This window comes from Streptomyces sp. S07_1.15 (genome assembly GCF_020739505.1).
Classification (GTDB): domain Bacteria; phylum Actinomycetota; class Actinomycetes; order Streptomycetales; family Streptomycetaceae; genus Streptomyces; species Streptomyces xinghaiensis.
In genome coordinates, this window is sequence record NZ_JAJBZK010000002.1 from 57,246 (window position 1) to 81,291 (window position 24,046).

Here is a 24,046-nt window from a genome sequence, read left to right on the forward strand (position 1 = left end):
CGGAACCGGCCGCTTCCCGATCCCTTTCCACACTCCCCGCATTCGAACCTCTGTATGAATACTGAGGTTCGCGCCACAGACATGCCGACGCCCTCGCGGCTCCCCGCAGGCGCCAGCCGGCTTCCCGGCGCCGCAGGGCGGGAAGGAGCCTGGCCCGTCACCACGGGGGAAAGGCGACGGGCCAGGCTGCGCCCACGGTGCCACAGCCCAATCGACCCACAGCAGGCAACCGTTGAACCCTGCGCACCCACCGGCAGTCTGTACACCCTCTCCGGTGACGCGGCCCCGTCCGGAAGCGGAGGGGAGTGCGCTCAGGTGGCAGTGGGCCAGGAGCGCAGCAGTGCGGCGATCTGCGAGGCGGTGCAGGTGGGGTCGAGCAGGAGGTCGCGCAGGGCGGTGGCGTCCTCGTGGCCGGGCTTGACGGTGATGCCGGAGGCTTCCAGGTACATGACGCCGGTGGCGGCGGCGACGGCGAGGTTGGAGCGCTCCAGCCAGCGGCACCGGCCGAGGGTGTGGACCAGGGCGGCGGCCCGCGCGTAGGGGCCGTTGTAGACCGGCTGCTCCAGGAGCTCGGCCCGGTGACGGGCGCAGGCGGCGACCGGGACCCCGTAGTCGTCCGGGGCCGGGTCGCCGGCGCCGGCGAGTTCGGCGACCTGCAGGATCCAGGGGACGTCGATGTGCAGATCCATCAGGCGGCGTGCGCTCCGGGAGCCTGCTGGGCGCCCTCTGCCTCTGCGTCGTCGAAGACGTGCTGGTGCTCGGCGAGGAAGCGCCCGGCGGCGTCCAGTGCGCGCTGGCGCAGGCCGCTGGCGTCCTCCAGGACCAGCTGGGCCAGGTAGTCCCCGACGGGCAGGCCGCGGTCGGCCGCCCGCTTCCGGGCGAGCTCCGCGATCTCGGAATCGACGCGTGCGCCGAGCTGTGTCTTCGCCATACCCCCATGGTAACAGGTGTTACCGCTCGGTGGTGCATCACCGCGCGGGCGGCCGTGCCCCAGGGCCCCTTATCCCTCCACCGCAGTGCGGTCTCCGAAGCCATCCCACGGATATCCGCGCCGCTGGTGAGGACGTCGCCCGGCCAATGCTTCGGTAACGAGCGAGCTGTCGTGACCACGGCGAGGACTCGCTGAGATCACCGGCATCCCCGTCGCGGGGTTCAGCGGGGCGCTGTGCCCCCCGGGGGGTCCAGCCCCGCCCTCGATGCGATGCATACCGCAGTAGGGAGTCCCAGCGGCTCGATGCTTCCCACGCCCACGGACTGGCCGTCCGGACGGCAGGTCAGCGGCGGGCCACGGCGAATGCGAGCACCGCGAGGAGCAGGGTCACGCCGCCGGTGGCCACGGTCAGGGGCATCGCGAGCGTGGGGTGCTGGTGTGTCACGTAGGCGAGGCCGGCGAAAACGAGGGCGAGTACCAGGGCCAGGAGCAGCCACACCAGGGTCTGGATGCGGTCCCGGGGGTCGGTCGAGTTCATGGTCTTCCTTCGAGATCCGGCGTGCGGCGTCCTCGCACGCAAGAGTGCGGGCAGGGTGGCGCTCCCGATCGGCGGGGGAGCTGCCGGTAGAACAGGGCCACCCTGCAGCAGGCGGCTGTTAGCGGCGCAACTCTGGCGCAGGTTCGGCGGCGGGCCCGTCGCGTACTCGCTGTTTCCTCTGGTGCGGGGCAGTTCGCGCCTGCCAGAGAATCCCCGGCTCGTCGGCCGGGTCTCGGTGGCGCCGCAGCGCGGCTTGATGCGGTGCTGTGGTCGGCCTTTCGGGCCGGCGGCCGGGCGGCACGGGTGCGGAGTGTTCTTCGTTCACCGCTCGCGGCTTCTGGGTGCGGTCGCCGGGCTGCCGTGATCGCGGCTTGTGGCAGGGGCGGTCTCCTCCGGCCTGCAGCGTTCGCAGGCGGAAGGAGACCGCCGTCTGTCAGCGGGCCAGGAGGACTTCGGGGAGCTGGTCTTCGTGGAGGAAGGCGTCCAGCACGGCGTCGTGGCCTAAGGCGGCCCGGGCCCGGCTGCATGTCGGCGTTGCGGCTTGTCGGGCCGGTCGGATCGGTCGGGGCAGGTGGTGGTCGGGGTTGAAACCCATGTACCGGCTCATGAGTCGCCAGATGCGGGCGTCGGTGTTGGTGCCGACCGCGGCGTGGTGAACGGCCAGGCAGTGTGCGGCCAGGACGTCACCGGCACCGGCGGCGAACCGCCACCAGTACAGGGCGCTCTCCCGGCGCTCTTGGGCGTAGAGCAGGCAGGCGAAGACCCGGGCGCCGGCTTCGTCGTAGTCGGCGGCGAAGGCGGCGAGCCGGTCCATGCCGGAGCCGAGGATGGTGTCGCACAGGCTGAGGAGTTCACCGATGAGTTCGGCGGCCGCCGTGCTGCCCGGTGGGGGGCAGGGGTCGGGCAGCCGCCGGGTACGCCAGGTGCGGCCCGGGCGCCGGTAAGGGGAGTGCCCCGCGGTTTCCGGAACGGGCGGCGGATCGGTCTCGGCGATGCGCCGGGCCAGGCGCCGGGTGAAGGCCTCGGTGTCGTGGTCGCTGAATTCCGCGTCCAGGCGCTGCCGTTCGGCACGCAACGCGGCGCGCAGCTCGTTCTCGGTCATGCGGGTTCCCCTGTCTGTGTGGCGGGCTCCAGCAGGTCCTTCAAGCGCTGCCGGCCCAGGCAGGTATTGGTCCTGGCCGCGCTGCGGGAGATGTCGAGGTACTCGGCGATCTCGTCGTAGTCGAGGCCCACCAGGTGTCGCAGCTTGACGCATTCCGCCTGGCGCGGGGCGGTCTTCTCCAACTTCTCCAACGCGCGATCGAGGGCTTCGTAGTGTCGGAGGTTGACCAGGTCGTCCGCGGTGGGCTGTGTGGGAAGTGGCGGGTGCGCGACCAGGCTCTCGTGCTCGCTGCGGCGGGACATCCTGCGCCAGTGGTCGTGGATGGCGCCCCGGAGGATGGTGTGGACGAAGGCCATGGGGTTGGCGTGGGAGAGGATCTCGTTCCACTTCTGGTGCATGCGCAGGCCGGCGTTCAGGACCGCTTCCTCGGCATCGGGCCGTGAGCGCAGGCGGACTTGGGCCCGCTTGAGGAAGCCAAGCTGGTGCTGGGAGAAGAAGACCTCGAAGTCGGGGGGCAAGCGCCCCGGCTCGGACGGTGCGTTCACCGGGAGTCCTCCCCGGCGGCGGTAACGGTGCCGGGGAGCATGTCTCCGGAGTCGGGCGCCGGCGGTCGGAGCGGCAGTGGGCCGTGCAGGCCGGGGATCTGGTCCCGGCCGGGTCGGACGACGGCGGAGCGGTGCTCCGTCACGGCCTGCGAGGCGATGCGGACGGCGCGGCGGACGGCTGCGTCAACGGCAACGGCGGTCAACCGGTAGGCACCGAGCGATGCACGTGCGTACCAGGGCCAGTTCTGCCCCACAGGTCCCCCCTTTCGGTCAATGCTGTGGTCACCGCAAACGCACCATTGCGAATGCGGGTGGGACTATTTCCCACTCGTCATACCGAACAGGGGCCCGGGTGGCGTTAAGCCGACAAGCGGGGAGATCGCGCGGCGCGCCCAGCCGCGAGGCTGTCGGAGCTTCTACCAGCAACAACACCATCACCATGTGTCCCAGATCACAGGGGCTACTGTTGCAAAACCGTTCATTTATTGGTTCCAAGGCGTCAATTGCGGAAAGCAGGCGAAGGGTTGCTCAATCGGAGTGGGGCGGCAGATCCGCAGCCGTGCACTTACCGATGACATCTGCAAATGCAATTGCATTCTTCCTCGTGAATATGCCCCACCGCACATCCCGCGGAAAGCTGGAACGGAGGGCGAGCCGGACCCGCCGACACCGACTCCGGGATCGGCGGGCACAACGCCGCGCAGAAGACGCCCGTGCCACGGCCCGCGCCACTGTGGTGACTCACGCACACATCCACGCGGGACCGGACCGCTCCACCATCCCCGGCGCAGCCCGCTCCGGCCGCCCGTTCAAAACCCGGAGCCAGCGACCCAGGGGGCAGATTTCGCCGCGGCAGCCGACGCTGTTCAACTCCGGCCGGAAGGCTGGCCGCGTCCCGGAGGAGACGACCGAACGGCGGAAGCTAGGGCGATGGACGGCGCCGCTTCGTCGCCGCACAGTCGCGCCGCCCCGGCCCAGAGAGAACCGGATCGGCAACGCGACCGCGCGCCGGGAAGTCCGCTACGCGCCTGGACGGCAGTGAGGGGGCATGCACAGACACTGCGCATGCCCCCTCGGCGACCTCTCTACCGGTTTTTCCGCCTGTGCTCCATATGGCGCCTCATGGCGAGTTCGGCAGGCGACACCGGCTGCTGAGGCCGCGCCAGTGTTGGTGCGGCCGCAGCAGCGCTCGCACGCGCTATCGCGCCGCGCCGGTCCGTCTGCCGATGCACGGTGTCGGGCAAGCGTGGCTGCGGCCAGACCTGAATGAGGTAGTCCTCGACCGGTTCGAAGGTCACTCCGTCAGGCTTGAGGTCGCGCCCTCTGGCGTGGACGCGGACGCGATAGACCCCAGCTCCGGATGGCGTGAGCACAGGCAGGTCGGGCACATCCCCCAAGACGGAGGAAACCTTCATATCGCCTGACACGCTTTCCACTGTGTGGTCCACCACCTCGTCCCAGTCCTCGGTCTCCGCCAACGGCACCGGGCTGCGGTAGACCTCCACCCGTCCCGATACGGGACCGCTGCTCACTCCGGTCAGGACGGTGGCCAGACCGGGCCTGGAGAAGATCAGGCCGTTGGTCGGCCGGTATTCGCCCATGGGTCCGGAGTCGGAGTCTGCGAGCTCGAACGACCGGTAGTCGATTCTGATCAAACTGCTTCCGGCAGCAACCAGCTCATGCATAGCGGCAGCCTAGAGGTCTCACGGACTGACGTAGACATAGAAAGCGTCGCCTTCCCTGATGCGGGCGCTGTCGTACCAGTGCCCCAGGGTGCTACCCGCGCCGGCGTTCTGCCCTTCAGGAATCATGCAGGCACTCCACCCGTCAGGCCCCGTGCCGGGCGTGAGAGCGTCGATCTGGCACCAGTCCCACGTGCGGCCCTTGGCGGGGTTGTCCTTGTCCGGCTTCTGGGTCCATGCACCCTCGTGAGTGGACCGGAAGGGGTACTCGTCGCAGCTGTACCCCTCTGGACGGGGGTACCCGCCCTTGCTGGCTTGGGGGCAAGCCATGTCACCGTTCTTGTCCCTCAGAGCCTCGTTGGTCAGCCGAGTGAGGGGGGTGCCGTCAGGAGCCCCGGGCAGTCCGGTGCGCTGTGCCTCGAGCACATGCTGAGCGAACATGGGGTACGGGCCCGTCAGGCTGGTCTCGAAGTACGGATCTGCGTCTGGAATCGTGCAACCAATGCCTGCTCTGGGGCCAAGCTTGTGGTCACAGCGAACGCTGAAGGTCGGTGCGGAACTGATCATCGGTGGCTTCACAGTCCAGGCCGGATTGTGGAACTGGTAGTAGAGGGTGGCTTTTGCGGTGGCCTCGGCACCGACAGCCGAAACCGTCGTCGCCGGTATAGCGCTTCCCCATACCGGTGGATTCGTAGGGATGGGCGGCTGGTTGACTTTCTGTCGCGGGAAGTCGATGTCGGCGGCGGGTAGGGTGCAGGCCCCGTCGCACGTCGCATCACCGGTGACGTAGGTACCGGCAATCGGCCCCCACCCGCCCGTAATGTCGATCACGGTCTGGTGTCGCCACGCCGGATTCTTTGCCGGAATGTAGAGATGATCGACCTGAACGAAATTGATTTCACCCACTGTCTTCTTGGTGCGCAGCTCCTTTATCTCAAGTGTCCACGATGCAGCAGCGCAGCCTTCCATCCGCGTGATCCACCACCCGGGTTGCTTGGCCATGTTCTCCCAACACCAGTCCGGTAATGGAGTCGGGGTTCGGGCGGCGATGCGGGCAGACAGGCTGGAGATGTTGGCGGTCACTTCGTGATGCTCGGCAGGCTTGATGCATGCGGCCAGTCCTTCGTCATGGGTGGACTTCTGCGCCAGCTTCGCTTCCAGTTCCGCGCACGATTCCTCAACTCCGGCGGAAGCTGTTCGCCCCTGTTGCGGGGGCGCAAGCTGCGGGCCGGGCGCCGGCTTCGCCGAGGCGATCTCGATGGCCCTTTGCATACTGTCGGATTGCGGGACAGGGGATTGAGGCGCGGCCAACGCTTGCGCCGGAAGGGCGGCCAGGGCGATGGCCACGAGCGTGGTTCTCAGGGCTGCTTTCACAGTTCTCCTATCGATGCGTGCACCATCCATGTGACGGCACGTGACCGGCACGCTACCGATCAGAGAGTTGATGTGTGACTACTGTGAAGCATGTGTGATTTGTTTCACTGTGTGGCGGTCTGCTGTGTGCAGGAGTGGGATTGCCGTCCGGTGTACGCCAGGGGAAAAGCAATCGATAGATGGCCAAAGAGGTGTTCCGAATCCGCCGCAAGGCATCCCGGGCCACCATGCGCCCCTGGCTCCGGAGCCATGTCGTCCCCCGCTCTGCGGCCAGGAGACACCGGCCCAACTGCCCCGATGACCAGCCTGCCTGTGCACCCTCAATGCCCTGCCAGGCAGCAACCTCCGCGGTGCTGAGATTCTTTCCGGCAGATCATGTGAAGCGCTGAGCCGGGAAAGGCGGTGTTCAACGATCGGCGGATCCGATGGTCATCGAACACTCCCGCGCCATCGGCTCCTCCAGGGCCGCCATGGCGGGTCCCCTGTCTCGGCACGGACCCGGTCCGCTGGCGTAGCTGATCCAGCCGCCTGTCGGCAGGTGCTGAGCGATGCGTTCCCGGGCCGCACCGGCGGCCTTGACCGCTGCGGTGATGGTGTCCGCACCGTGCAGGGTCGCGCGGAACCAGCGGCAGTTCTGCTCCGTCGCATACGCCCGGCGGGCCTCTGCTTCGGCTTTCTCGGTGCGGGCCGCGTCGGCGGTGGCTGCGGGGCGGCTGGGAGAAGGCCACGGCGCCGGATCAGGGGGTGTCCCACGTGGTGATGTCCACGGTGACGCTGGTCAACTCGCCTCGGGCGTCGCTCTTGTGGGTCCGGATGGTGATGCCGGCGCGGTGGCCTTCACCGGTGATGCCGCACAGGTGCATGCCCTGGCGCAGGGACGCCGCCGGGAATTCTTCGTTGCTGATGCTGGGTGCCTGTCCGCAGGTGGCCCAGTCGGCTGCGTCCGCCTGTGCCAGTGAGGCGGCGTCATGGCCGGTGAAGACTGCGGGGCCGTTGGGATCGTCACCAGCGGTGACCTGGAAGTCCCCGTACTCGTACTCCCCCGCGGGCCAGATGTAGCCGTTGGCGTCGTCGGCGTCGACGGCCTTTCCCTGTCTGACCACCGCGGTGACCTTGACGAGCTTCTTCGGCTCCGGCTCGGTGTCCTTGCCCACGTCAGGTGGCGGGCTGTCGGCTGTGGCCGTGTTCTCCGGTGGTGCAGACAGGGTCCCGGCGGAGGAGGGCGGCGCCGTGGAGACCGATGCGGTCCGGGAGGACGGTTTGGTCAGCCACAGAGTGAAGAAGACCGCGGCGGCCACCGTGGCCACCGTCGCCATCAGCCACGGAACCCTGCTGCCGACGGTGGTGCGGGGCCAGCTCGGTGGGAGGGGGTGTCCCTCTCCGGGAACACCGCCGGTCGTGTTGTCTCCTGCAGGAGGCGGTAGCGGTACCGGGGCGGGAACGGTCCGGCTGTGGTGGTCATCGCCCAGCAGGCTCTCGCGCCGGGCGATCTCCTCGCGGATGCGGCCCTGCTCGGCGTGCAGCGCACCGCGGCGTGCCTGCAGCACCGCCTCCCCCTCCTCCGGATCCCGCCAACCGCTGGGAGCGGGCTCCCCGGCATCCTGCTGGAGGGGGGCGGCCGGGCTGCTCAGCCGCTCCAGTTCAGCGGTGAGCTCCTCAAGCCGTACCTCCAGCTCGTACAGCTCCAGCAGCACGGTGCTCCCGCTGGCCTCCAGCGCCGCGCGGTAGAGGGTGAACGTCAACTGCCGCACGTCCTCGGTCAGCGGCGCCCCCGCCTGCTGGCCATATTCGGACAACAGCACATCGAGAAAGGCCTTGCGCGGCAGCCGCTCGCCGCTGAGATAGCGCGAGACGGCCGCGGGACTGAACCCGCGTCGGCGGGTGAACTCGCGCAGCGACATCCCGCACCCGTCGAACAGGCCCCGTACATGCCGACCCAGCGCCCGCCGCGCTTCCTGACCCTGTCCCCCGCCGCCGCCCGGCCCGACGGTGCGCTGCCCCCCGACCACGCGTTCCCCCTCTGCACTCCGCTGCGCCCCAGAAACTGCCACGCCGGAAACAGTCTGTTCCCCTGACGCACCACCCCGCCGGTCTTTCACCGTAATCACCACCACCCCGAGCGGATCCCGCCCGGCCGCACCCTTAGCGCCCCGCACCTGCACACCCAGGAGGACACCGTGCACCACCAACCCCGCAGCCGGCGCCCACACCAGCGACAACGGCACCGGGGACCACCCATCCCGACCCGCATCAAGCCCCGGCGCGTGACCTGCGCCGTTGAAGGCCGCCTCCCACCCTGCCGCCCCGCCCGCCCACGCACCGGGCAGGAGGCGTCTCGGCGGGCCCGGCGAGGCGGGGTTGCGGAGCTAACCACCCCGCCCCGCACGGTCGGCTCGTCAGACACCGCCCACCCCGCAGGACTCCGGGCGCAGGTCTGCCCCTCCCCAGCCGCCGGCACCGAAACCAGGACGAAAGCACTCCGCTGCCCACCGCACGCGTGCGACCGGCACACGCCTGACACCCGATGAAGGAGCACACCATGACCACAACCGAACCGGCGGACCCGCCGCACATCCCCGAACCGGACCCGAGCCGAGACCGGGACCGGCTGCTGCTCTGGCTCCTCGCCGGCGGAACAGCCCTCGCGCTCGCCGGCTACGTCCTCCACCAGCACCCGGCGTTCCGGGAGACCACGGCCGCCGTGTGTGGCCTCGGCGGTCTTCTCCTCCTGGCCGTGCAGGCCGCCCGCGGCCGCTGATGACCACAAGCCGGGCCAGCGGCGGCTCCCGAGCCGCCGCACCCGGCGGGCGCCGTCATCCGGACAGGCGGCGCAGCGGTGAGTGCCCGGGGACTGTCTCTTCGGCTTCGGTAACTGCACGGAGAGACGGTGCGTCGCAGCCGGGCAAGGCCAGCGCTTCACCGGCTCATCCCGCGCGGGATCGGGCGGGTGGACGGTACGGCCGCAGGTCGGGTGCGGTCACGCAGCCGCCTCCCACTGTTGCCGGCTTCTTGCCGCTCCTTGCGCTCCCGCCCTTGCCCAGCCAGGTCTTCGGTGCGCCTCCTGTCCTCCCCGCCGCTCGGCGGCGGCTGCGGGAGCGGCTCAGCGCCGCATGCGCCAGGTGCCGTAGAGCCCGGCGACTGCCCCGATGATCGCGGAGAAGCCCGTGTCCCCGACGGCGCGGTAGACCCCCGCGCACACGCCCAGCAAGCCGACCAGGACAACGACGTCAAGGATTCGGTGCCGTGCCGGCTCGGGAGGTGTCACTGGCGCCCCCGCAGCGCGACGCGGTTCGGGTTCGGCCTTGGGGAGGTTGCTTCGATGTCAGCCATGCCCTCCAGCAGACCGGAGGACGCTCCGGCGCGCGGTCCGTACGGCCTCACATGCACCCGGACGTCGCAGGTCACGCCCGATAGAAAGGGGGAGCAATCCAACAACGGCGAGGAAGGCGTGGGCGAGCATCGCCAGAGTGATGTGCCGGTACCAGCCCGATACCGGCGCAACTCGTACTGGTCCAGGCCGCACTCGTTCTTCGCGGCCTGGAACCACTCCTCGATCGCCCAGCGGCATCCGGCGATGCGCGCTCGGCTCAGCAGCTGCTGCAGGCCCGCAGAGGTGCGGTGACCGGCGTGCTCAGCCAGTTGCCAGCTGTCTTCCGGCCCACCGGTCCGAGCAGGCCGTGCACGTAGGCTTGCATCCTCCGCCGCAGATCCACCCGTCCGAAGCGGTGAACGGTCCGCACCAGCAGCTCTTCCAGTTCCGCCGACCAGAGATCGGGCTGCACATCATCTTGTACGACAAGTACAACGGTCTGGTCGCCCTCGGGTCACGACTTTCCGCAACTGACGGCCCAGCAGCCGAGTACGCTCAAAACGGTGCTCTGACCAGCGGCGATAGCGAACTGCGACTGGAGTACTAGCCGACCGGACGAACAGGGTCGAGGTAACACAGGTGCGCACATACAAGTGGCCACAGCCTGCCCTGCGTCCTGCGCACGCCCCAGCCTGAGCCCGTGTCGCGCTCGTGGCCGAGTACAAAGCCGCACGACGGCCGAGGCAGGGCACATCAAGGCCCGCGAGCTTCGGCTTCTTGCCGATCGCTGCTCCGCGGAAGCACGGGATCAGCGTTTGACACGGTTACGGACAGCCAGCACCGCCAGACCCAGGAGGACGGGCTCGGTGACCCGGGAGATCATCTCAATGTAGGTGCCAGCCGTGGTCAGATCCTGTCCGCTGGAGCGGAACACCACGGAGTTGAGCGTGACATTCAGGGCCTGCTCAAAGCGCTCGCCTGTCAACCGGCTCCCGGAAGGGTTCCGCGGGTCAGCCTTGTCGATCTCGAAGGTGACCTTGCCCCCGCCGGACGGCACGGTGCCGGTCGCCTCCTGCTTCGGGGAGTCCTCCGGGAGTCCGAAGCCCATCAGCAGCACGATGGTGACGAGCATGGCGGCGGCGAGCCAGCCCAGGGCGCGGGAGGCGCGCAGGCCGTAGCCGGACAGCAGCCAGTAACCATGCAGCAGTCCACGTTCGGCACGGGTGGTGCCGGTGCGGTCGTGGCGGCGCATCTCCATCTCGCCGTAGTAGAAATCCGCCGCTCCCGGCTCGTTCTTGCCGTCCTCGAACGCCTTGCGCAGCGCCCGGTACACCGGCGCCAGCTGCGCCGGCCCCACGGATCCGGCACCGAGCACCGCCACGTTCCAGCCCCGGACCGCCGTCGGCTGACTCGCACGCCAGTGATGCTCCTCGGCAAGGCTGCAGCGCTGGGTGAAGCGAACAGGGTGCCAACGCTGCCAGTGTGTGCGGGGCGGAACCCCGTCGTAGGAGCAAGCACCCTCCAGCCGCACCTGGTCCAGATGCACGGTTCCGGTGAACAAGCAACTCGACAGGTCGATGTCAGCGAGGACGAGATGGGCGCCGTCCACCCCCCGTAGCGAGGCCATCCGCACTGTGGCATCGGGCGTATCGGCAAAAACCTGTTCGCCCACTGGATGTCCGCTGGCCAGAATGAAAGGGGCAGCCTCCGCGGCGATCGTAAGGGGGTATTCGAAGACCGCGTGGGCGAAGTCCACCGTGGCGTAGCGCAGCCGCAACTCGGCTATCGACGACCAGCGAGTCCGCCGACATTCAACCCGTGGTGCGACGAAAGATAGGGTGATCGGGCTGCTGAACACCGCACCGGACAACTTCACTCGCCCGGCACACACCAACGGACCGAGACTGGCCGCCCGCTCAAAGACCGCGTGTTCGAACCCGACGTCATGGTTGAAGGTCGATGACTCGAAATCGGCGCCGCTCTGGAAGGTCGCCGAGCCGAACTGGGCTTCGCCGTGGAAGGCCGCCGAGCCGAACTGGGCGCCGCTCTGGAAGGTCGCCGAGCCGAACCTGACGGAGTCCTGGAAGGTTGTTAATCCGAAGCCTGCCTCGCCCCTAAAGGTCACTGACTCGAAACTGACGCCGCGTTGGAAGGCCGCCGACCCGAACTCGGCGTCACCGTGGAAGGCGGCCGACCCGAACTTGGCCGGCCATTCGAAGAATGTTGACCCGAAGCCCGCCTCGCCCCTAAAGGTCGCCGACTCGAAACCGACGCCGCTCTGGAAGGCCGCCGACCCGAACTCGGCGTCACCATGGAAGGCGGTCGACCCGAGCTCGGCGTAGCCCCGAAAGATTGTTGATCCGAACTCGGCGTCACCGTGGAAGGCGGCCGACCCGAACTTGGCCGACCGTTCGAAGGTTGTTGACCCGAAGCCCGCCTCGCCCTTAAAGGTAGCCGACTCGAAACCCATACTGTACGGGAAGGTCGCCGACCTGAAATCTGCGTCACCGTGGAAGGTAGCCGACCCGAACTCGGCGTTGCCCTGGAAGGCTGTTGATCCGAACTTGGCGTCACCGTGGAAGGCAGCCGACCCGAACCCGGCGTAGTCCTGGAAGGTTGTTAATCCGAAGCCTGCCTCGCCCCTAAAGGTCGCCGACTCGAAACCGGGGCCGCGTTGGAAGATCGCCAACTCGAACTGGGCGTCACCGTGGAAGGTCACCGACTTGAACTGGGCTCTGCCGTGGAAAGTAGCCGATCTGTACCCGACGTAGCCCTGAAAGGTTGCCGACCCGAAAAGAGCGCTACCCCTGAAGCTCACAAAATTGAACAAGGCGTTGCGCTGGAAGATCGCCGACTCGAAATTGGCGCCGCGCTGGAACGTCGCCGTCCCGAAACCGGCGTCACCCTCGAAGACCGCGGAACCAAACGTGGCGTCGCCCTCGAAGGCCGTCCACTCGAATCCGACGTGACCGTGGAAGGTCGCCGACTCGAACAGGGCTCTGCCGAGGCGGGGTTGTCGGGTGCTGGGGTCGCGGAGGGCACGGAGAAGGGCTTCGAGACGGTGTGAGGTGAAGGGTGTGCCGCGGTGGTCGAGGTCGGCACCGGGAGTCAGGGCGGTCATGTAAACGTCGCGGTCCGCGTCACTCAGGTGGGCGAGGCATGCCGTGTGACCGGGGACGTGGACCCCGCGGCAGCCGACCGGGTCCTCCGGGGTGGCGCCATGGCCGCAGTGCGGCCACAAAGGCGGAGCCGGGACCGGTGCGAGACTTGGCTGTGGCATACCGGAAGGACGATCGAGCAGGGCCGGATAGTTGCCGACCCAGCCTCCGAATCCACCCTGAAGTCCTTGCTGCGGCACTGAATGGCCTACGGGTCCGCTGCCCGGCGGCCAGCACAGAGCAAAGAGGCGTCAACGTCCTCCGCACCGTCCGGTCGGCCTCCACGACCAGGGCCACGGTCGGGCGCGGTAACGACCTTGGGGAAAACTGAGGGCGGACGCCGCCGCTGCCGGATCCGCCTCCTGTACCGGCCGATACTCTGACCGGCATGAGTGACGGCATCGCGTGGATAGGCGCACACCACCACACCCCTTTATCGGCCGTGCCCGGTATGCTCGGCGGCATCTCGCTGACCCTGGCCCGAGGCGTGGAGACGGACGAGTTCCTCATCAACCTGGGTGCCGACCTCGACGAGCTAGCCGCGCGCACCCCGTGCAGGGAGCTGCGCGCACCGGCCGGGCAGTCGGACCAGCCCTCCCCCCACCTCAACCGTGCCATGTACGGGACGTGCGGTGAGTGGACGTACGTGCTGGAGGACTGGGGCATGGCAACCTGGGCGACTGGCTACCAAGGCAAGGTCGAGTCGATGCTTCCCTGCGAGGGCGAGGAGATCCTCTGCCTGACCGCCAACCGTTTCAGCCCCCCGGCCCTGATCATCCATGCGCCCGATGCCTGCGCGTACCGAGCTGACTTCGGCACCGACACCGGGCAGGGCTCGGCGCTGGATGCCGCCCTCAGCGCTGCGGGCGCGGTGTTCCCGTCGATGCCTGAGGCCAGTGAGGCCGAAGTCGTCGCGTACTTCGAGGAGCATGGCGAGCGCCTGCCCGAGCTGGTGTTCACCGCCGTGGGCGCCTACACGGGTGTGACCATCGACCAGGACGCGGTGAAGGCCGGTGGCCTTCCCGGCGTCCTCATCGCCCCGGCATGAGCGTCTGCCGCACACATGAGACCGGCCCCCACCCTGATCGCAGGGTGGGGGCCAATGCCGTTGAGGCCAGGGGTGTTACTCCGCGGCCAGTTTGCAGATCACCGGCTGACCGGTGCCGATGCCGTACGTGCAGGTGCCGCCGTCATCCATCCGCGTGTCCAGCCAGTACGCATCCTTGTCCATGATCCGCATGTCCTGCATGAACGTCGCGAAGTGGTTGCCCATGGATTCCTGGTTGTGCATGCCGGAGACGGCCGACCGGCCGCACACCTCGCTGAACGTGGGGTCGGTGCCGTTCAGGGAGAACAGGTGGACCATGCTGCCGTGCTTCTTGGCGTAGGTGCCAATACACGCCGCACCCGTCGGCGTGGTCCCGCCCGGGAGCAGGGCGGGGTTCAGGCCGCCCTCAGCGGACGACATGCCGCCGCTGTTGTAGGAGGAGGCGAACGCGAACTCGTCACAGTTCAGCGCGTCGGCCGCGTCCACCAGGGCGGAGGTGTCCCCGTTCGCCGCGGCCCACCCGGTGGGGCAGATCCGGTTGCGGCTACGGGAGTTCTGCGCACTGTCGCCCATGTAGTACAGGGGCTTTTGATCGGCCATCGAACCCGGGTGCTTGGGGGTGGCCTTCTGGATCAGCCACGCGTGCGCCGCGGCCTGCGGAAAGGCCTTGGCGTTGAAGATGTAGGTGGGCGCGTGGTTGACGAACACACAGCCCGTGCCCGGCCCAGCGTTGGTGGTGTCGCATCGGATCTGGTCGAGATCCTCTGTGCCGCCGTCGTAGTCCAAGGACCACTGGTAGCCGGTCATGAACGGGCGGACCCTCCCGTCCGCAGGCAGAATGTTCGCGTCGATCTTCACATCCGGCTTGTACAGGTACGTCTTCCCGGCAACCGAGGCGTCCCAGGTGTATGAGGTGGTCAGTGATGCGGAATGCATCTCGCCCGGCACCCACCATGTCTTGCCCTGCCACGCGCTGTCATCGGGCTCATGCGGCGTACACGACCCCTGGCACAGGTGCTCCACACCCACGAAGTTGATCTCACGGAACGCGGGGGGAATCTGCTGCGCGGGCTCGATTGTCAGGTGCTCGGTGAAGCTGTTCTGTCCATCGAGCTGAAGCATCCGCAGGAACATGAAGCGAGCAGTGGCCTGGATCGCGCCGTCCATGCGGATGTAGATCGGCACCGACCTGACATCGCACTCGGTGAACCGGGTAGCGAGAATGCTTTCGAAGTCGGTGTTACACCACTCCACCCCGGCCGTCGCCGCACCCGCAGTCTTCGCCCCGCTCCTGGGCGCTTTGCCCTCGGCCACCGGCGTCGACCTGCCGAAGCACACCTGACGGCCGTCCGCACCTGCCTCGCTGCACTGCTCCACCGCCGACTCCGACGAGCGCTCAGACAGCGGCGTACCGGCCGAGCCCAGCGGCTTCGTCTGGTGGTAGTTCGGCGGCGTGTTCAGCGACGTCGGATCGGGCGCACTGTAGTTGGGCGTCGGCAGCGTCAGATCAACCGGCAGTTCGATGCGGAACTTCGCCCACGGCGACCACGACGTTTCGTACAGGGAGCCGTCGAACGCCGACGTGTGGAAGACGTAGTTCGTGTTCAGCGCCAGCTTGCCCGCCGGCACATCCACCGTGACCGTCGTCCCCGACGCCACGTAGGGGGAGACGATGACACCCCACTCGTTGTCGGCGATACTCACCTTCTTCAACGGCTTGCCTGCCGCATCCGCGGTCCACACCTCGAACGTCAGCGTCGACTTGTCCCCGTCCGCGTCGGTCACCTTGTTCTTGAGCTGGACCTTCTGAGACGTCACCCGCTGGAACCCGCCAGGCGCAGCATTCCGCGACAGAGGCGCAGCCGTCGGGCTCTTCCCCGACACCGGCCGCGCCCCTGCGGCAGCCGCTCGCGTGGTCTTCTCCGGCCCCGCAGCCGGCCGGGTCGAGGGGGCGGCGTTGGGGTCGGGCTGGGCGGCCGGAGCCGTCTCAGCCGCACCGGCCACACCGCCAGCACTGAACAGCAGGAGGGCCGCCGTACCGGCGGCTAACCGCGAGAGAGCGTGCTTCCTTCTGCTTCTTAACCTTTCGAACAAGACATGTCCCTTCTGGCCCTGCCCTCCCTCAAACCAGGGGCAGGACGTTGCAGGTATGTGCGTCGCGCCGCCCCCTTTCCTACGCGTCGTGATCACCACCGGGCAACACGCCCAACTGGGATGTTTCTTCTTTAACTGGAACTAACGGAAGTGATCTGTCGCACAGTTGTACGAGGCGGCGGCTGTCCGGGTCGACGGCTGCGGCCTGCTTCGCCGTGTTCTTCGACTTTGCGGCCGCGGGCGTGGGAAGCGAGGATGAGGGCGGCGAGACGGACCAGGTTCTGCGGGGATGTGTCCTCTCCGCCATTCCGGCCACAGCACTCGCTCGATGCGCGCCCCGCTGGAGTGCTCTCCGCTCGAGCGGAGCCGCTCCCGGTCCTCGATCTCGGTCAAGCTCGGCAGCGGCCTTCGCACGGCGTGTCCGACGGAAGTGGATCACATTGCCGCAGGTGTCGCATGCACCGCCGGTGTCCAGCTGCACACCGTCATCACACCGGCGGTCCGAGCACGCCTGACGCTGCACCAGGCTCCGCCGGATCAGCCACGGGAACGGTCGCTCGACCAGAGCCTCGCCGCCAGTTTCCTCCAGCCGGTCGGTGAGTCGGCCGGCCAGCAGCTGCGGCGCCGCCTCCGACTGCACCAACAGACCCGCAAGCTGGGCCAGCTCCACCGGGTCACCTCCGCTCGCACGGAGAGCACCAGTCGTCGTCATCCCCGTGGGCGGCCGTGAGCGGGTCACCTCCGCCCGCGCGGAGAGCACTCCGGTGGCGTCACCATCTCCGCCTCGGACTACGGGTCACCTCCGCTCGCGCGGAGAGCACGTGCGGGCCGGCTACGACAAGTCCGACCGGACCCGGGTCACCTCCGCTCGCGCGGAGAGCACTGGAAATAGTGCACCGCGACGCCCTCGGAGCGCGGGTCACCTCCGCTCGCGCGGAGAGCACACGGCGGCCTCACCGACATCGAACTGGAACGACGGGTCACCTCCGCTCGCGCGGAGAGCACTCTGCCGATGACTGTCCCCCGAATTTTAGTTGCGGGTCACCTCCGCTCGCGCGGAGAGCACGACTTGCCGTGCTTCTCGACCGCCTCGTCGTACGGGTCACCTCCGCTCGCGCGGAGAGCACACGCGCTTCCGTTCCGTACGAACGCTGAAATCCGGGTCACCTCCGCTCGCGCGGAGAGCACAGGAGGATCCAGAGCCCCCCCAGCGCGAAAGCCGGGTCACCTCCGCTCGCGCGGAGAGCACGGCGATCGTCCGGTGTTTCGTGGAGCGCGCTGCGGGTCACCTCCGCTCGCGCGGAGAGCACGGTGGCTCATGACTGGCCACCCCCGCGGCCCTCGGGTCACCTCCGCTCGCGCGGAGAGCACCGACCCGGTTGAACAGGTCCTGCATGGTGACGTCGGGTCACCTCCGCTCGCGCGGAGAGCACCCCAAGGACCCGGATAACTCGATCCCCGACTAAGGGTCACCTCCGCTCGCGCGGAGAGCACAGGTGGTCACCGGTCACCGTCGCGCCGGTGGCCGGGTCACCTCCGCTCGCGCGGAGAGCACACTTCCCGACCTGCGCTTTCAGAAGCGATTTGCCATTTCTTGACTCTCCCTGCGGAAGCCGATCAGGGTCAAGCCGTCGAAGTCCATCGGCTCTCGGCGGCGGGTGCCGGCCGTGCGGAGGGTGAAGCCCTGCTCGTTGTCGTCGGGGTGGGCGAGGACGGCCATACCGTCTCCGGCGCAGGCGGCGACCGATGTCCAGAGTTCGTCGCGGACCCGGGCCGAGACCGTGCCCACGTACAGCTCTGGTGTCACCTCCAGCAGCCAGCGGCTCAGGGCGCCGCGGAGGTGGTCGGGGATTGCCGTGGCGGAGATGACGATCATTGAGGACATGGGCGGTGTCCCTTCGTGGGCGCGGTCACGGCTCCACTCCGTGGTTGACCCCGCCGGGGATGGCTCCGGCTACCGGGTCCCACAGGTCGACCAGTTGCTCCTCCGGGTCGGGGACCTCGTATTCGGTGTCGGGGTCGAGGAGCTGCTGGACGTCGGCGACGATGCGCGGGAGGAGCTTGAACAGGCGCAGACCGTCGCGGAAGGAGCGGCGGGCCTCGGCCTCCGGGTTGGTGGAGGCGTGGAGGGAGAACGCCAGCGGGATGGTGAGGTCGGCCTTGTAGAGGTCGGCGATGTCGTAGACGAACGCCTGCTGGTTGCCGTTGTGGACGAAGCCGAGGGCCGGCGAGCAGCCCAGGGCGAGGATCGCCGCGTGGACGATGCCGTACAGGCAGGTGTTGGCGGAGGACAGGGCCAGGTTGACCGGGTCCTGGGTGTCCCAGGAGGCGGGGTCGTAGGCGCGGCGGAAGCGGCCGATCTTGTACTGCTGCGCGAGCAGCCGGTAGTGGGCCTTGACGCGCTGGCCTTCGAATCCCCGGAGTTGGGCGAGGGTGCTGCCCGGGGGCACGGTGCCCGGGCCGAAGCGCTTCTCGTACATGGCTGTGGCGACGGCCAGGCGCCGGTCGTCCTCGGCCCAGGCGCGGGTTTGGCGTTCGAGCCAGGTGGTGGTCAGGGAGTCGGGCAGGGTGGCGGCGTAGCAGCGCACGCCGCCGGAGCCGGTCACGAGGACGGTGGTTCCGTGGCGCGCGAAGGTGGCCAGGGCCCGGGCGGTGATGGAGGTGCCGGGGCCGAGGAGTACGCAGCTGAGGGCGGCTGTGGGCAGGTAGACGGTTTCGGTGCCGCGGTGCTCGCTGGTGACTTCGGCGCAGACACCGGTGTCGTCCTGGTGGATGCGGACGATGTCCAGGTAGAGGAAGGACAGGGAGTCCGCGATGCGCGGCAGCATGGCGACGGTGGGGGCGGCGAGTTTCCGGCGGGCGTCGGCCGGAGTTCGCTGGGCCCTGGATGCGGTGGCCGGTGTCACGTGGCGTCCCTCGCGGGCGCGATGCTGAGCAGGCCGCAGCCGTAGGGTTTTCCGCGGCCGATTCCTTCGACGATCTTCTCCCGGAGCAGGTCGGGGTCGGTGATGGCCGCGGTGCCGTCGAAGCGGGTGCGGGCGTGGCGGACGCGCTGTTGGGCCGCCGGGCCGCTGTTTCCCCGCCGTCCGTGGACGGTGTCCAGGGGCTGCGAGTGCAGCTGGAGGGGTTTGAGCCCGGTGGCGTCGGCCTGGCGGAGCCACCATTCGTCGGCGGCGGCTCCGCTGAGCGGGACCACGGCGGGCAGGTTGTACAGCGCTCTGGTGGTGGCCCCGGGCTTGCGGACGGCGCTGGCGACGCACCGGTAGCGGACGGTGAGCCCGGCCCGCAGGGCGTCGAGCAGCGGATCGAGGGGGCGGCTGCGGACGTCCCCGTAGCCGTCGGGGAGGCGGGTGAGGTCGGGCTTCTCGGTGCTCTGCAGCAGGATGTGGACTCCGGCGGGGGTGTCCTCGGTGCGGAAGAGGACACCGAAACGGCGCCGGGCCTCGGGGCCCGCGTCATCGGGGAAGAGCGACATGAGGCGGCGGTGGAGACGGATGGCCCCGTCGGTTCCGGCGGTGTCGCGGCGGGCGTCGGCTGAGCGCTGGTCCGGGATGATCCGGGTGAGCCAGGCGGTCAACGGTGCCTCCCTTCCGGGTCGTTCAGGTGGTTGGTCAGGTAGTCCTGGAGCCGGGCCAGGTGCCTGGCGCCCAGGGCGGCGTACTGGGTGTGGGGGAGGTGGACGGTGCGCCGGTACAGGGGGCGGGCCCGGTGGGTGCGGTGGCGCGGGTGGTAGGAGATCGGTTCGTCGTTGACCTCGCTGGAGGGGTGGCGTCCGTCCCCGCCGTCCGCTGTGACGAGGTGGCCGGGCACCGGGAGCCGGTCCAGCGGCTGGTCGGAGAGGAACTCGACGCCGTGCTCTCCTCGGGGCGGTGGGCCGGCCAGGGGGAGGTGGACCAGGTAGTGCAGGGCGTTGTCGCTCTCGCCCAGGAGGACGGGGCCCTCCGGGGGACAGGACCGCCGGCCCAGGAACGGGGGCCAGTGGGGATGGCGCAGGGCTTCGGCACAGCGCGCCAGCGTGTCCCGGCCCTCTGCGTCATCGGTCCCGGTGACGGCGACGGTGAAGGCCGCGTCGGCGAGATAGGTGCGGTGGGTGAGCAGCGTTCCCGTGTCACCGGGGCGCTTCTTGCCTTCGGCGGTGGTGACGGTGGCTTTGGTGGGCAGGCCGCCGCCGACGGTGTGCAGGTCGCGCAGGAGCACGCCGGGCCGGTCGGCGCGGATGGTCAGCGACAGCCGGGCGAGGTCGTCGATGGGCTGGTTGCGCCGTCGGCCTTGTGCGGCGGCGAGCAGACCGATGACGCCGGACCGGGTGGGGAAGCGGGCGGTGTCGCGTTCGTTGAAGTGGCTGTGCTCGCCCCAGGACTGCAGGGGGCCGGCGAGGCGCAGCAGCAGTCCGGGAGCGGCGGTGGTTACGGCGTTCATGCCGCGGCCTCGGCGCCGCCGTCGCCGAGGGCGGTGTCCAGGGCGTGGCTGATCAGGCCGTCGAAGGAGTCGTGGCGTCGGCCGAGTCCGGTCAGGTCCTTGGGGTCGAGGCCGGCCCATCCTGAGGTGAGGATCCGGCCGGTGCCGAGGAGCTTGTTGGCCGCCTCGGCGTAGGTGTCCAGCGCCGTGACGGAGCGGGCCGCGAAGCCGCCGATGTCGGCGGCGCGGACCGGCTCCTCGAACGCCGCCGCGTAGGACAGGGGCCGGTCGGAGCGCACGGCGACGTGGACGAGGCCGGGGATGGTGTGCGGGGCGGTGGAGTTCTTCTTGGCCTGCGGCAGGGACTCGATGAAGGAGGCGAGGAAGGCGGAGACCAGCTCGCGGGCCGCCTGCGGGTCGTCGCCGATGTTCGCGGTGAGGTCGCGCAGGTCCACGGTGGCGTAGCGGTAGAAGGTGCCGGCGCTGAACTCGGCGTGGCCCATGTGCCCGCTGCCCGTGGCGTCGTCCCAGGCGTCGGTGATGTCGTCGACGGCGGAGAAGTAGTCGAGCTCGACGTCGGTTGCGTGGGTGGTGAGGGCGTGGGCGACCTGGACGGCGCCGTCGACACCGGCGTCGTCGATCTCGGCGAGCATCCGCCCGAAGAGGTTGATCACGCCGTTGCGGGAGCGCAGGACCGCTTCGATGCGGTCATTGGGCAGGACGCTCTTGTCGGAGGGCTTCTTGATGTCCTTGGCCTTCTCCAGGGCCTCGCGCTTCTCCTCGGCGAAATCGGCGAGTTCGGTGACCGCGGCCTGGGGGACGTAGACCATCGCGTTGGTGAGGACCTTGTTGGGGACGATCTGCTTGGGGTCCTCCCGGTTCTTGGCCAGCTCGAACTTGATGCTGCTGCCGGCCGCGATGTGACCGCCGGCGCGCTGCGCGAGTTCTGATGGCCAGCCGCGCTGCTCCCGCAGCTCGCGGGTCACGCGCTCGCCGATGCGGCGGGTGCGCAGGGCCGCGTCACCGATCCGCTCCTGGAAGAAGGTGCGCATGGCCCGCTTCCAGGACTGGCTGCTGACGCGGGTGCGCAGGGTGTTGCCGTACTGGACGGTCTTGACGGAGTTGGTGTCGTCCCGGTTCAGATTGGCGAACGGGATGGACTGCAGGGCGTGGATGTCGATGAAACGGGCGGGTGCGGTCATGGTGTTGTCTCCTTCAGGCGGTGGTCGTCGGGGAGAGGGCGGCCGGGCTCTGCGGCCGCGGGCCGGGTACGTGCAGGAGGCCGTTTTCTTCCAGCTCCTGCCGGTCGCCGGTCTCGGCTTTGGCGCGCAGGTCGGCTGCGCGCAGCCGGTAGTAGTCCTGCAGCCAGCGGCGGGAGATCCGGCCGGAGTGGGCGGGCCAGGCGATCAGGTCGTCCAGCAGTTGGGCCCAGTCGACGGGGACTCCGATGTCGCGGAGGTAGCGGACGGCGGCGGGCAGGTGCCGGTGGAGCCCGTTGGTGCTCTGCCGGGTGAGGAGGTTGAGGCGGGCCTCCGCCGTGGACTCCCGCATCTCGCGGTCCCGGCCCGGGCCCGTGGTGACGGCGAGCGCGAAGGCCGTGCCGAGGCTGTCGCCGTAGCGGGCGGCCGTCTTCTTCGAGGCTGCTCCGTCGCCGTCGCCCGGGCTGTTCTCGGAGTCGGGACCGGCGGGGGCCGTTTCCTCGTGGGCGGTGTCGTCGTCGGAAGCCGGTGCTGCGGCGCCGAGGCTGCTGCGGGGCTGGTCGGCGATCATGGCGGCCACCGCGTAGTACGCCCGCTGCTCGGCGTGGGACACGGCCCGGTCCTGGGGGAGCCAGCGCGTGACCAGGCGGTGCATGCGCGGGACGTCGTCGATGTCCCGGCGCAGTCCGCTCCGCAGGGCCGTACGGGCTCCGGGGTCGCTGCGGCAGATCTGCTCGATCCAGGCGGTGTAGGCCAGGCGCTGCCGGCGTCGGGTTGTGGCCGGATCGTCGGTTGGTGTCCCGGTGGACATGCTGCTTCCTCTCTGTTGGGCAGGCAGGTATGGCCCGTTGGGCGGCTGTTGCACAACCGGGGTTCGGGCGGGCGGTTCAGGCCCGCTTCTTGCGCGGGCCGCCGTACAGCTCGACGCGGGCGTTGGATACCGCCTTCGCGCCGCGCAGGGTGCGGGTGACCGAGGCCGTCACGGTGTCGTACGCCTCCTGGGCGAGCCCCAGGAACGCGGCCCGGGTGGCGGCCGGGTCGAAGCCGACATCGAGGGCCCGCCCGCTGCGGTCCAGGCTCCGGAACCGGGACCAGAACTCGGCCTCGGCCTTCGGCCAGTAGCGCGCGGCCGCCTCCGCTGCCCAGGTGCCGGCGTCGGCCTTCGCGTCGTCGGTGTAGGCGGCCCAGGCGCGCTTGACCGCGCGGTCCAGGCGCTGGCCGTACATCTCGCCGAGTTGCCGCATCCGGGCCACGGCGGGTGCGGTGCGCGGGGCGAGCTCCTCGACGTAGCCCAGGACGGGCGGGGTGGAAGCGTCCACGAACTGGGTGTCCTTGGCCTGCCCCTCCTGCTCGAAGCCCAGCGCCCGCACCCGCAGGAACTCCGACACCTCGAACGCGGCGTCGAAGACCTTGGGCTGCTGGGGCTGGGAGGCGCCAACCGGCTCGTGCAGGAGCAGGGCGTCCAGGTCGCGCCACAGCGCACGGTCCGCCTTCGCCGGGCGCGGATAGCGGTTGCCCTGCTGACTGATCTGCCAGATCAGGTAGTTGTCGTCTCGCGGAATACGGCCCGTGCGGTACGCCCAGGTGATGTAGGCGTCCCGGATCAGCCCCTTGTTCTCCTCGTCCGGCACGAGCAGCACGGCGTGCTGGGAGCAGGCGGTGAGCCGGGAACACGGGCCTGAGGGCACGTCGGTAGGCGGGGCTTCGGGATCGGGCAGTTCGTCCCACTCCCAGGGGCACCGGTCCTCCGTGCGGCGCACGGTCGTCTTCGGAGGGACCAGACCCGCCAGCAGCGTCTGGAACAGCGTGTCGCCCTCCGGGTGGTAGGACAGGGCCGTCCGCAGCGGACCCGCGGTCGCGCTGGCGCTCTTGACCCCGTTGACCTCACGGGCCGAACAGCGGCCGGAGGGGCCGTAGTAGTGCCACACCAGGAGGTTCAGGAGGGCTTCCGAGGCGGTGGGCAGGTCAGGGGCGCTGTCGCTGCCGTGCCGAAACCAGGCGTGGTTGTTGCCTGAGGGCCGGGTCACGATCAGCTTGTTGACCCCTGCCGTGTTGTCCGGGTCGCACTGCTCCGCCAGGCGGGGATCCTGCATCCAGGGCCGCCCGCCCTCGCCGCCATACAGGAAGAACCGGTCGCGGTACTCGGCGAAGTACTTCTCGATCCCGTCCACCGGCAGGCGGCCTTCGTCCAGGACCTGCAGGCGTCGATCCCCCCAGTCCCCGGGGCCGGCCTCATCCAGCCCGGTCACCCGCGCGGTCAGGGCGTAGAGGATGCGCAGCAGGGCGGAGTGCGCGGGCGGTACGGGGATCGCCAAGCCCGCGATATCGGCACTGCGCACCAGCACATCCCGCAAGCCGATACGACCGGTTAACCGGCCCGTCACGGGATCAGGCGCGGTGGGGACCCAGCGAACCGGGATCCACGGCTCGTCGAGCAGGCTGTAGGCGTCAGTTGGCATGCGACTCCTGCCATTCAGGACACAATGTGGTGGGGTCCCCGCACGAGAGCGGGGGTGATCCGCCTGTCGCCGACGGCGAAGAGACGAGATCTGCCCGTGCCCGCGCAGGCGGGCGTGGACCACCGCAGCCGCAGTGGTGGGGTACGGACCGATGTGGTGGCTCACCGTAGCAAGCCTGTCGCTGAAGGCGACTAGCGATTTGACAAAC

20 protein-coding genes, 1 pseudogene and 1 CRISPR repeat array are annotated in these 24,046 nt (G+C 69.3%); of the genes and pseudogenes, 2 read left to right on the forward strand and 19 right to left on the reverse strand.

The genetic code is table 11. The annotated features are described in order from the left end of the window. Positions 1 to 311 precede the first annotated feature (311 nt). The 8 genes from LIX60_RS30895 to LIX60_RS30930 all read right to left on the reverse strand — a co-directional run bounded on the left by LIX60_RS30895 (position 312) and on the right by LIX60_RS30930 (position 8,073). Entirely contained in the window at positions 312 to 689 is a 378-nt protein-coding gene (locus LIX60_RS30895) for a fic family toxin-antitoxin system, toxin component (protein WP_227963047.1), read from the reverse strand. Next, entirely contained in the window at positions 689 to 931 is a 243-nt protein-coding gene (locus tag LIX60_RS30900; protein ID WP_019712025.1) for a hypothetical protein, read from the reverse strand. The genes LIX60_RS30895 and LIX60_RS30900 overlap by 1 nt, the downstream gene beginning before the upstream one ends. 343 nt (positions 932 to 1,274) lie before the next feature. Then, positions 1,275 to 1,469, reverse strand: coding sequence for a hypothetical protein (locus LIX60_RS30905; protein ID WP_019712024.1), 195 nt, complete (start codon positions 1,467 to 1,469; stop codon positions 1,275 to 1,277). A gap of 433 nt (positions 1,470 to 1,902) precedes the next feature. Then, positions 1,903 to 2,571: a hypothetical protein gene (locus LIX60_RS30910; RefSeq protein ID WP_227963048.1), complete on the reverse strand. Its 669-nt coding sequence runs from the start codon at positions 2,569 to 2,571 to the stop codon at positions 1,903 to 1,905. Next, a complete protein-coding gene (locus tag LIX60_RS30915) occupies positions 2,568 to 3,116 on the reverse strand; it encodes an RNA polymerase sigma factor (RefSeq protein WP_227963049.1) in 549 nt (182 codons plus the stop codon). Before LIX60_RS30915 ends, LIX60_RS30910 begins: the two co-directional genes overlap by 4 nt. 1,085 nt (positions 3,117 to 4,201) lie before the next feature. Beyond that, positions 4,202 to 4,801, reverse strand: coding sequence for a hypothetical protein (locus LIX60_RS30920; protein WP_227963050.1), 600 nt, complete (start codon positions 4,799 to 4,801; stop codon positions 4,202 to 4,204). A gap of 18 nt (positions 4,802 to 4,819) precedes the next feature. Beyond that, positions 4,820 to 6,172, reverse strand: a complete 1,353-nt coding sequence (locus LIX60_RS30925; protein WP_227963051.1) for a hypothetical protein — start codon at positions 6,170 to 6,172, stop codon at positions 4,820 to 4,822. Between the two features lie 737 nt (positions 6,173 to 6,909). Further along, positions 6,910 to 8,073: a hypothetical protein gene (locus LIX60_RS30930; RefSeq protein WP_227963052.1), complete on the reverse strand. Its 1,164-nt coding sequence runs from the start codon at positions 8,071 to 8,073 to the stop codon at positions 6,910 to 6,912. A 638-nt stretch (positions 8,074 to 8,711) separates the two neighbouring features. Here LIX60_RS30930 and LIX60_RS30935 point away from each other — a divergent pair. Next, a complete protein-coding gene (locus tag LIX60_RS30935; RefSeq protein ID WP_227963053.1) occupies positions 8,712 to 8,930 on the forward strand; it encodes a hypothetical protein in 219 nt (72 codons plus the stop codon). A 564-nt stretch (positions 8,931 to 9,494) separates the two neighbouring features. Here the strand turns inward: LIX60_RS30935 and LIX60_RS30940 are convergent. From LIX60_RS30940 to LIX60_RS30950, 3 genes and pseudogenes are all read right to left on the reverse strand, one after another. Then, positions 9,495 to 9,751, reverse strand: a pseudogene (locus tag LIX60_RS30940) (hypothetical protein); the annotation flags it as partial. Positions 9,752 to 9,759: 8 nt separating this feature from the next. Then, positions 9,760 to 9,954, reverse strand: a complete 195-nt coding sequence (locus tag LIX60_RS30945; RefSeq protein ID WP_227963054.1) for a hypothetical protein — start codon at positions 9,952 to 9,954, stop codon at positions 9,760 to 9,762. Positions 9,955 to 10,290: 336 nt separating this feature from the next. After that, positions 10,291 to 12,603, reverse strand: coding sequence for a pentapeptide repeat-containing protein (locus tag LIX60_RS30950; RefSeq protein WP_227963055.1), 2,313 nt, complete (start codon positions 12,601 to 12,603; stop codon positions 10,291 to 10,293). 425 nt (positions 12,604 to 13,028) lie between these two features. Between LIX60_RS30950 and LIX60_RS30955 the strand changes: the two genes are divergently transcribed. Continuing rightward, on the forward strand, positions 13,029 to 13,688 hold the full coding sequence (locus LIX60_RS30955) for a hypothetical protein (protein WP_227963056.1): 660 nt from the start codon (positions 13,029 to 13,031) through the stop codon (positions 13,686 to 13,688). Positions 13,689 to 13,763: 75 nt separating this feature from the next. Here LIX60_RS30955 and LIX60_RS30960 read toward each other — a convergent pair whose 3' ends face one another. The 8 genes from LIX60_RS30960 to casA all read right to left on the reverse strand — a co-directional run bounded on the left by LIX60_RS30960 (position 13,764) and on the right by casA (position 23,838). Next, positions 13,764 to 15,506 carry a hypothetical protein gene (locus tag LIX60_RS30960; protein WP_227963057.1) on the reverse strand — a complete coding sequence of 581 codons (1,743 nt, stop codon included), beginning with the start codon at positions 15,504 to 15,506 and terminating at the stop codon, positions 13,764 to 13,766. Between the two features lie 946 nt (positions 15,507 to 16,452). Beyond that, a CRISPR array of direct repeats spans positions 16,453 to 17,337; the repeat unit is 29 nt; unit sequence CGGGTCACCTCCGCTCGCGCGGAGAGCAC. Between the two features lie 18 nt (positions 17,338 to 17,355). Further along, positions 17,356 to 17,667, reverse strand: a complete 312-nt coding sequence (gene cas2e, locus LIX60_RS30965; RefSeq protein WP_227963058.1) for a type I-E CRISPR-associated endoribonuclease Cas2e — start codon at positions 17,665 to 17,667, stop codon at positions 17,356 to 17,358. Positions 17,668 to 17,692: 25 nt separating this feature from the next. Continuing rightward, on the reverse strand, positions 17,693 to 18,610 hold the full coding sequence (gene cas1e, locus LIX60_RS30970) for a type I-E CRISPR-associated endonuclease Cas1e (protein WP_227963124.1): 918 nt from the start codon (positions 18,608 to 18,610) through the stop codon (positions 17,693 to 17,695). 74 nt (positions 18,611 to 18,684) lie between these two features. Continuing rightward, positions 18,685 to 19,359, reverse strand: coding sequence for a type I-E CRISPR-associated protein Cas6/Cse3/CasE (cas6e, locus tag LIX60_RS30975; protein WP_227963059.1), 675 nt, complete (start codon positions 19,357 to 19,359; stop codon positions 18,685 to 18,687). Continuing rightward, a complete protein-coding gene (gene cas5e / locus LIX60_RS30980; RefSeq protein ID WP_227963060.1) occupies positions 19,356 to 20,201 on the reverse strand; it encodes a type I-E CRISPR-associated protein Cas5/CasD in 846 nt (281 codons plus the stop codon). Before cas5e ends, cas6e begins: the two co-directional genes overlap by 4 nt. Next, a complete protein-coding gene (gene cas7e, locus LIX60_RS30985; RefSeq protein WP_227963061.1) occupies positions 20,198 to 21,382 on the reverse strand; it encodes a type I-E CRISPR-associated protein Cas7/Cse4/CasC in 1,185 nt (394 codons plus the stop codon). The genes cas5e and cas7e overlap by 4 nt, the downstream gene beginning before the upstream one ends. A 13-nt stretch (positions 21,383 to 21,395) precedes the next feature. After that, positions 21,396 to 22,190: a type I-E CRISPR-associated protein Cse2/CasB gene (gene casB, locus LIX60_RS30990; protein WP_227963062.1), complete on the reverse strand. Its 795-nt coding sequence runs from the start codon at positions 22,188 to 22,190 to the stop codon at positions 21,396 to 21,398. Positions 22,191 to 22,266: 76 nt separating this feature from the next. Then, positions 22,267 to 23,838, reverse strand: coding sequence for a type I-E CRISPR-associated protein Cse1/CasA (gene casA, locus LIX60_RS30995; protein WP_227963063.1), 1,572 nt, complete (start codon positions 23,836 to 23,838; stop codon positions 22,267 to 22,269). Positions 23,839 to 24,046: the final 208 nt, after the last annotated feature.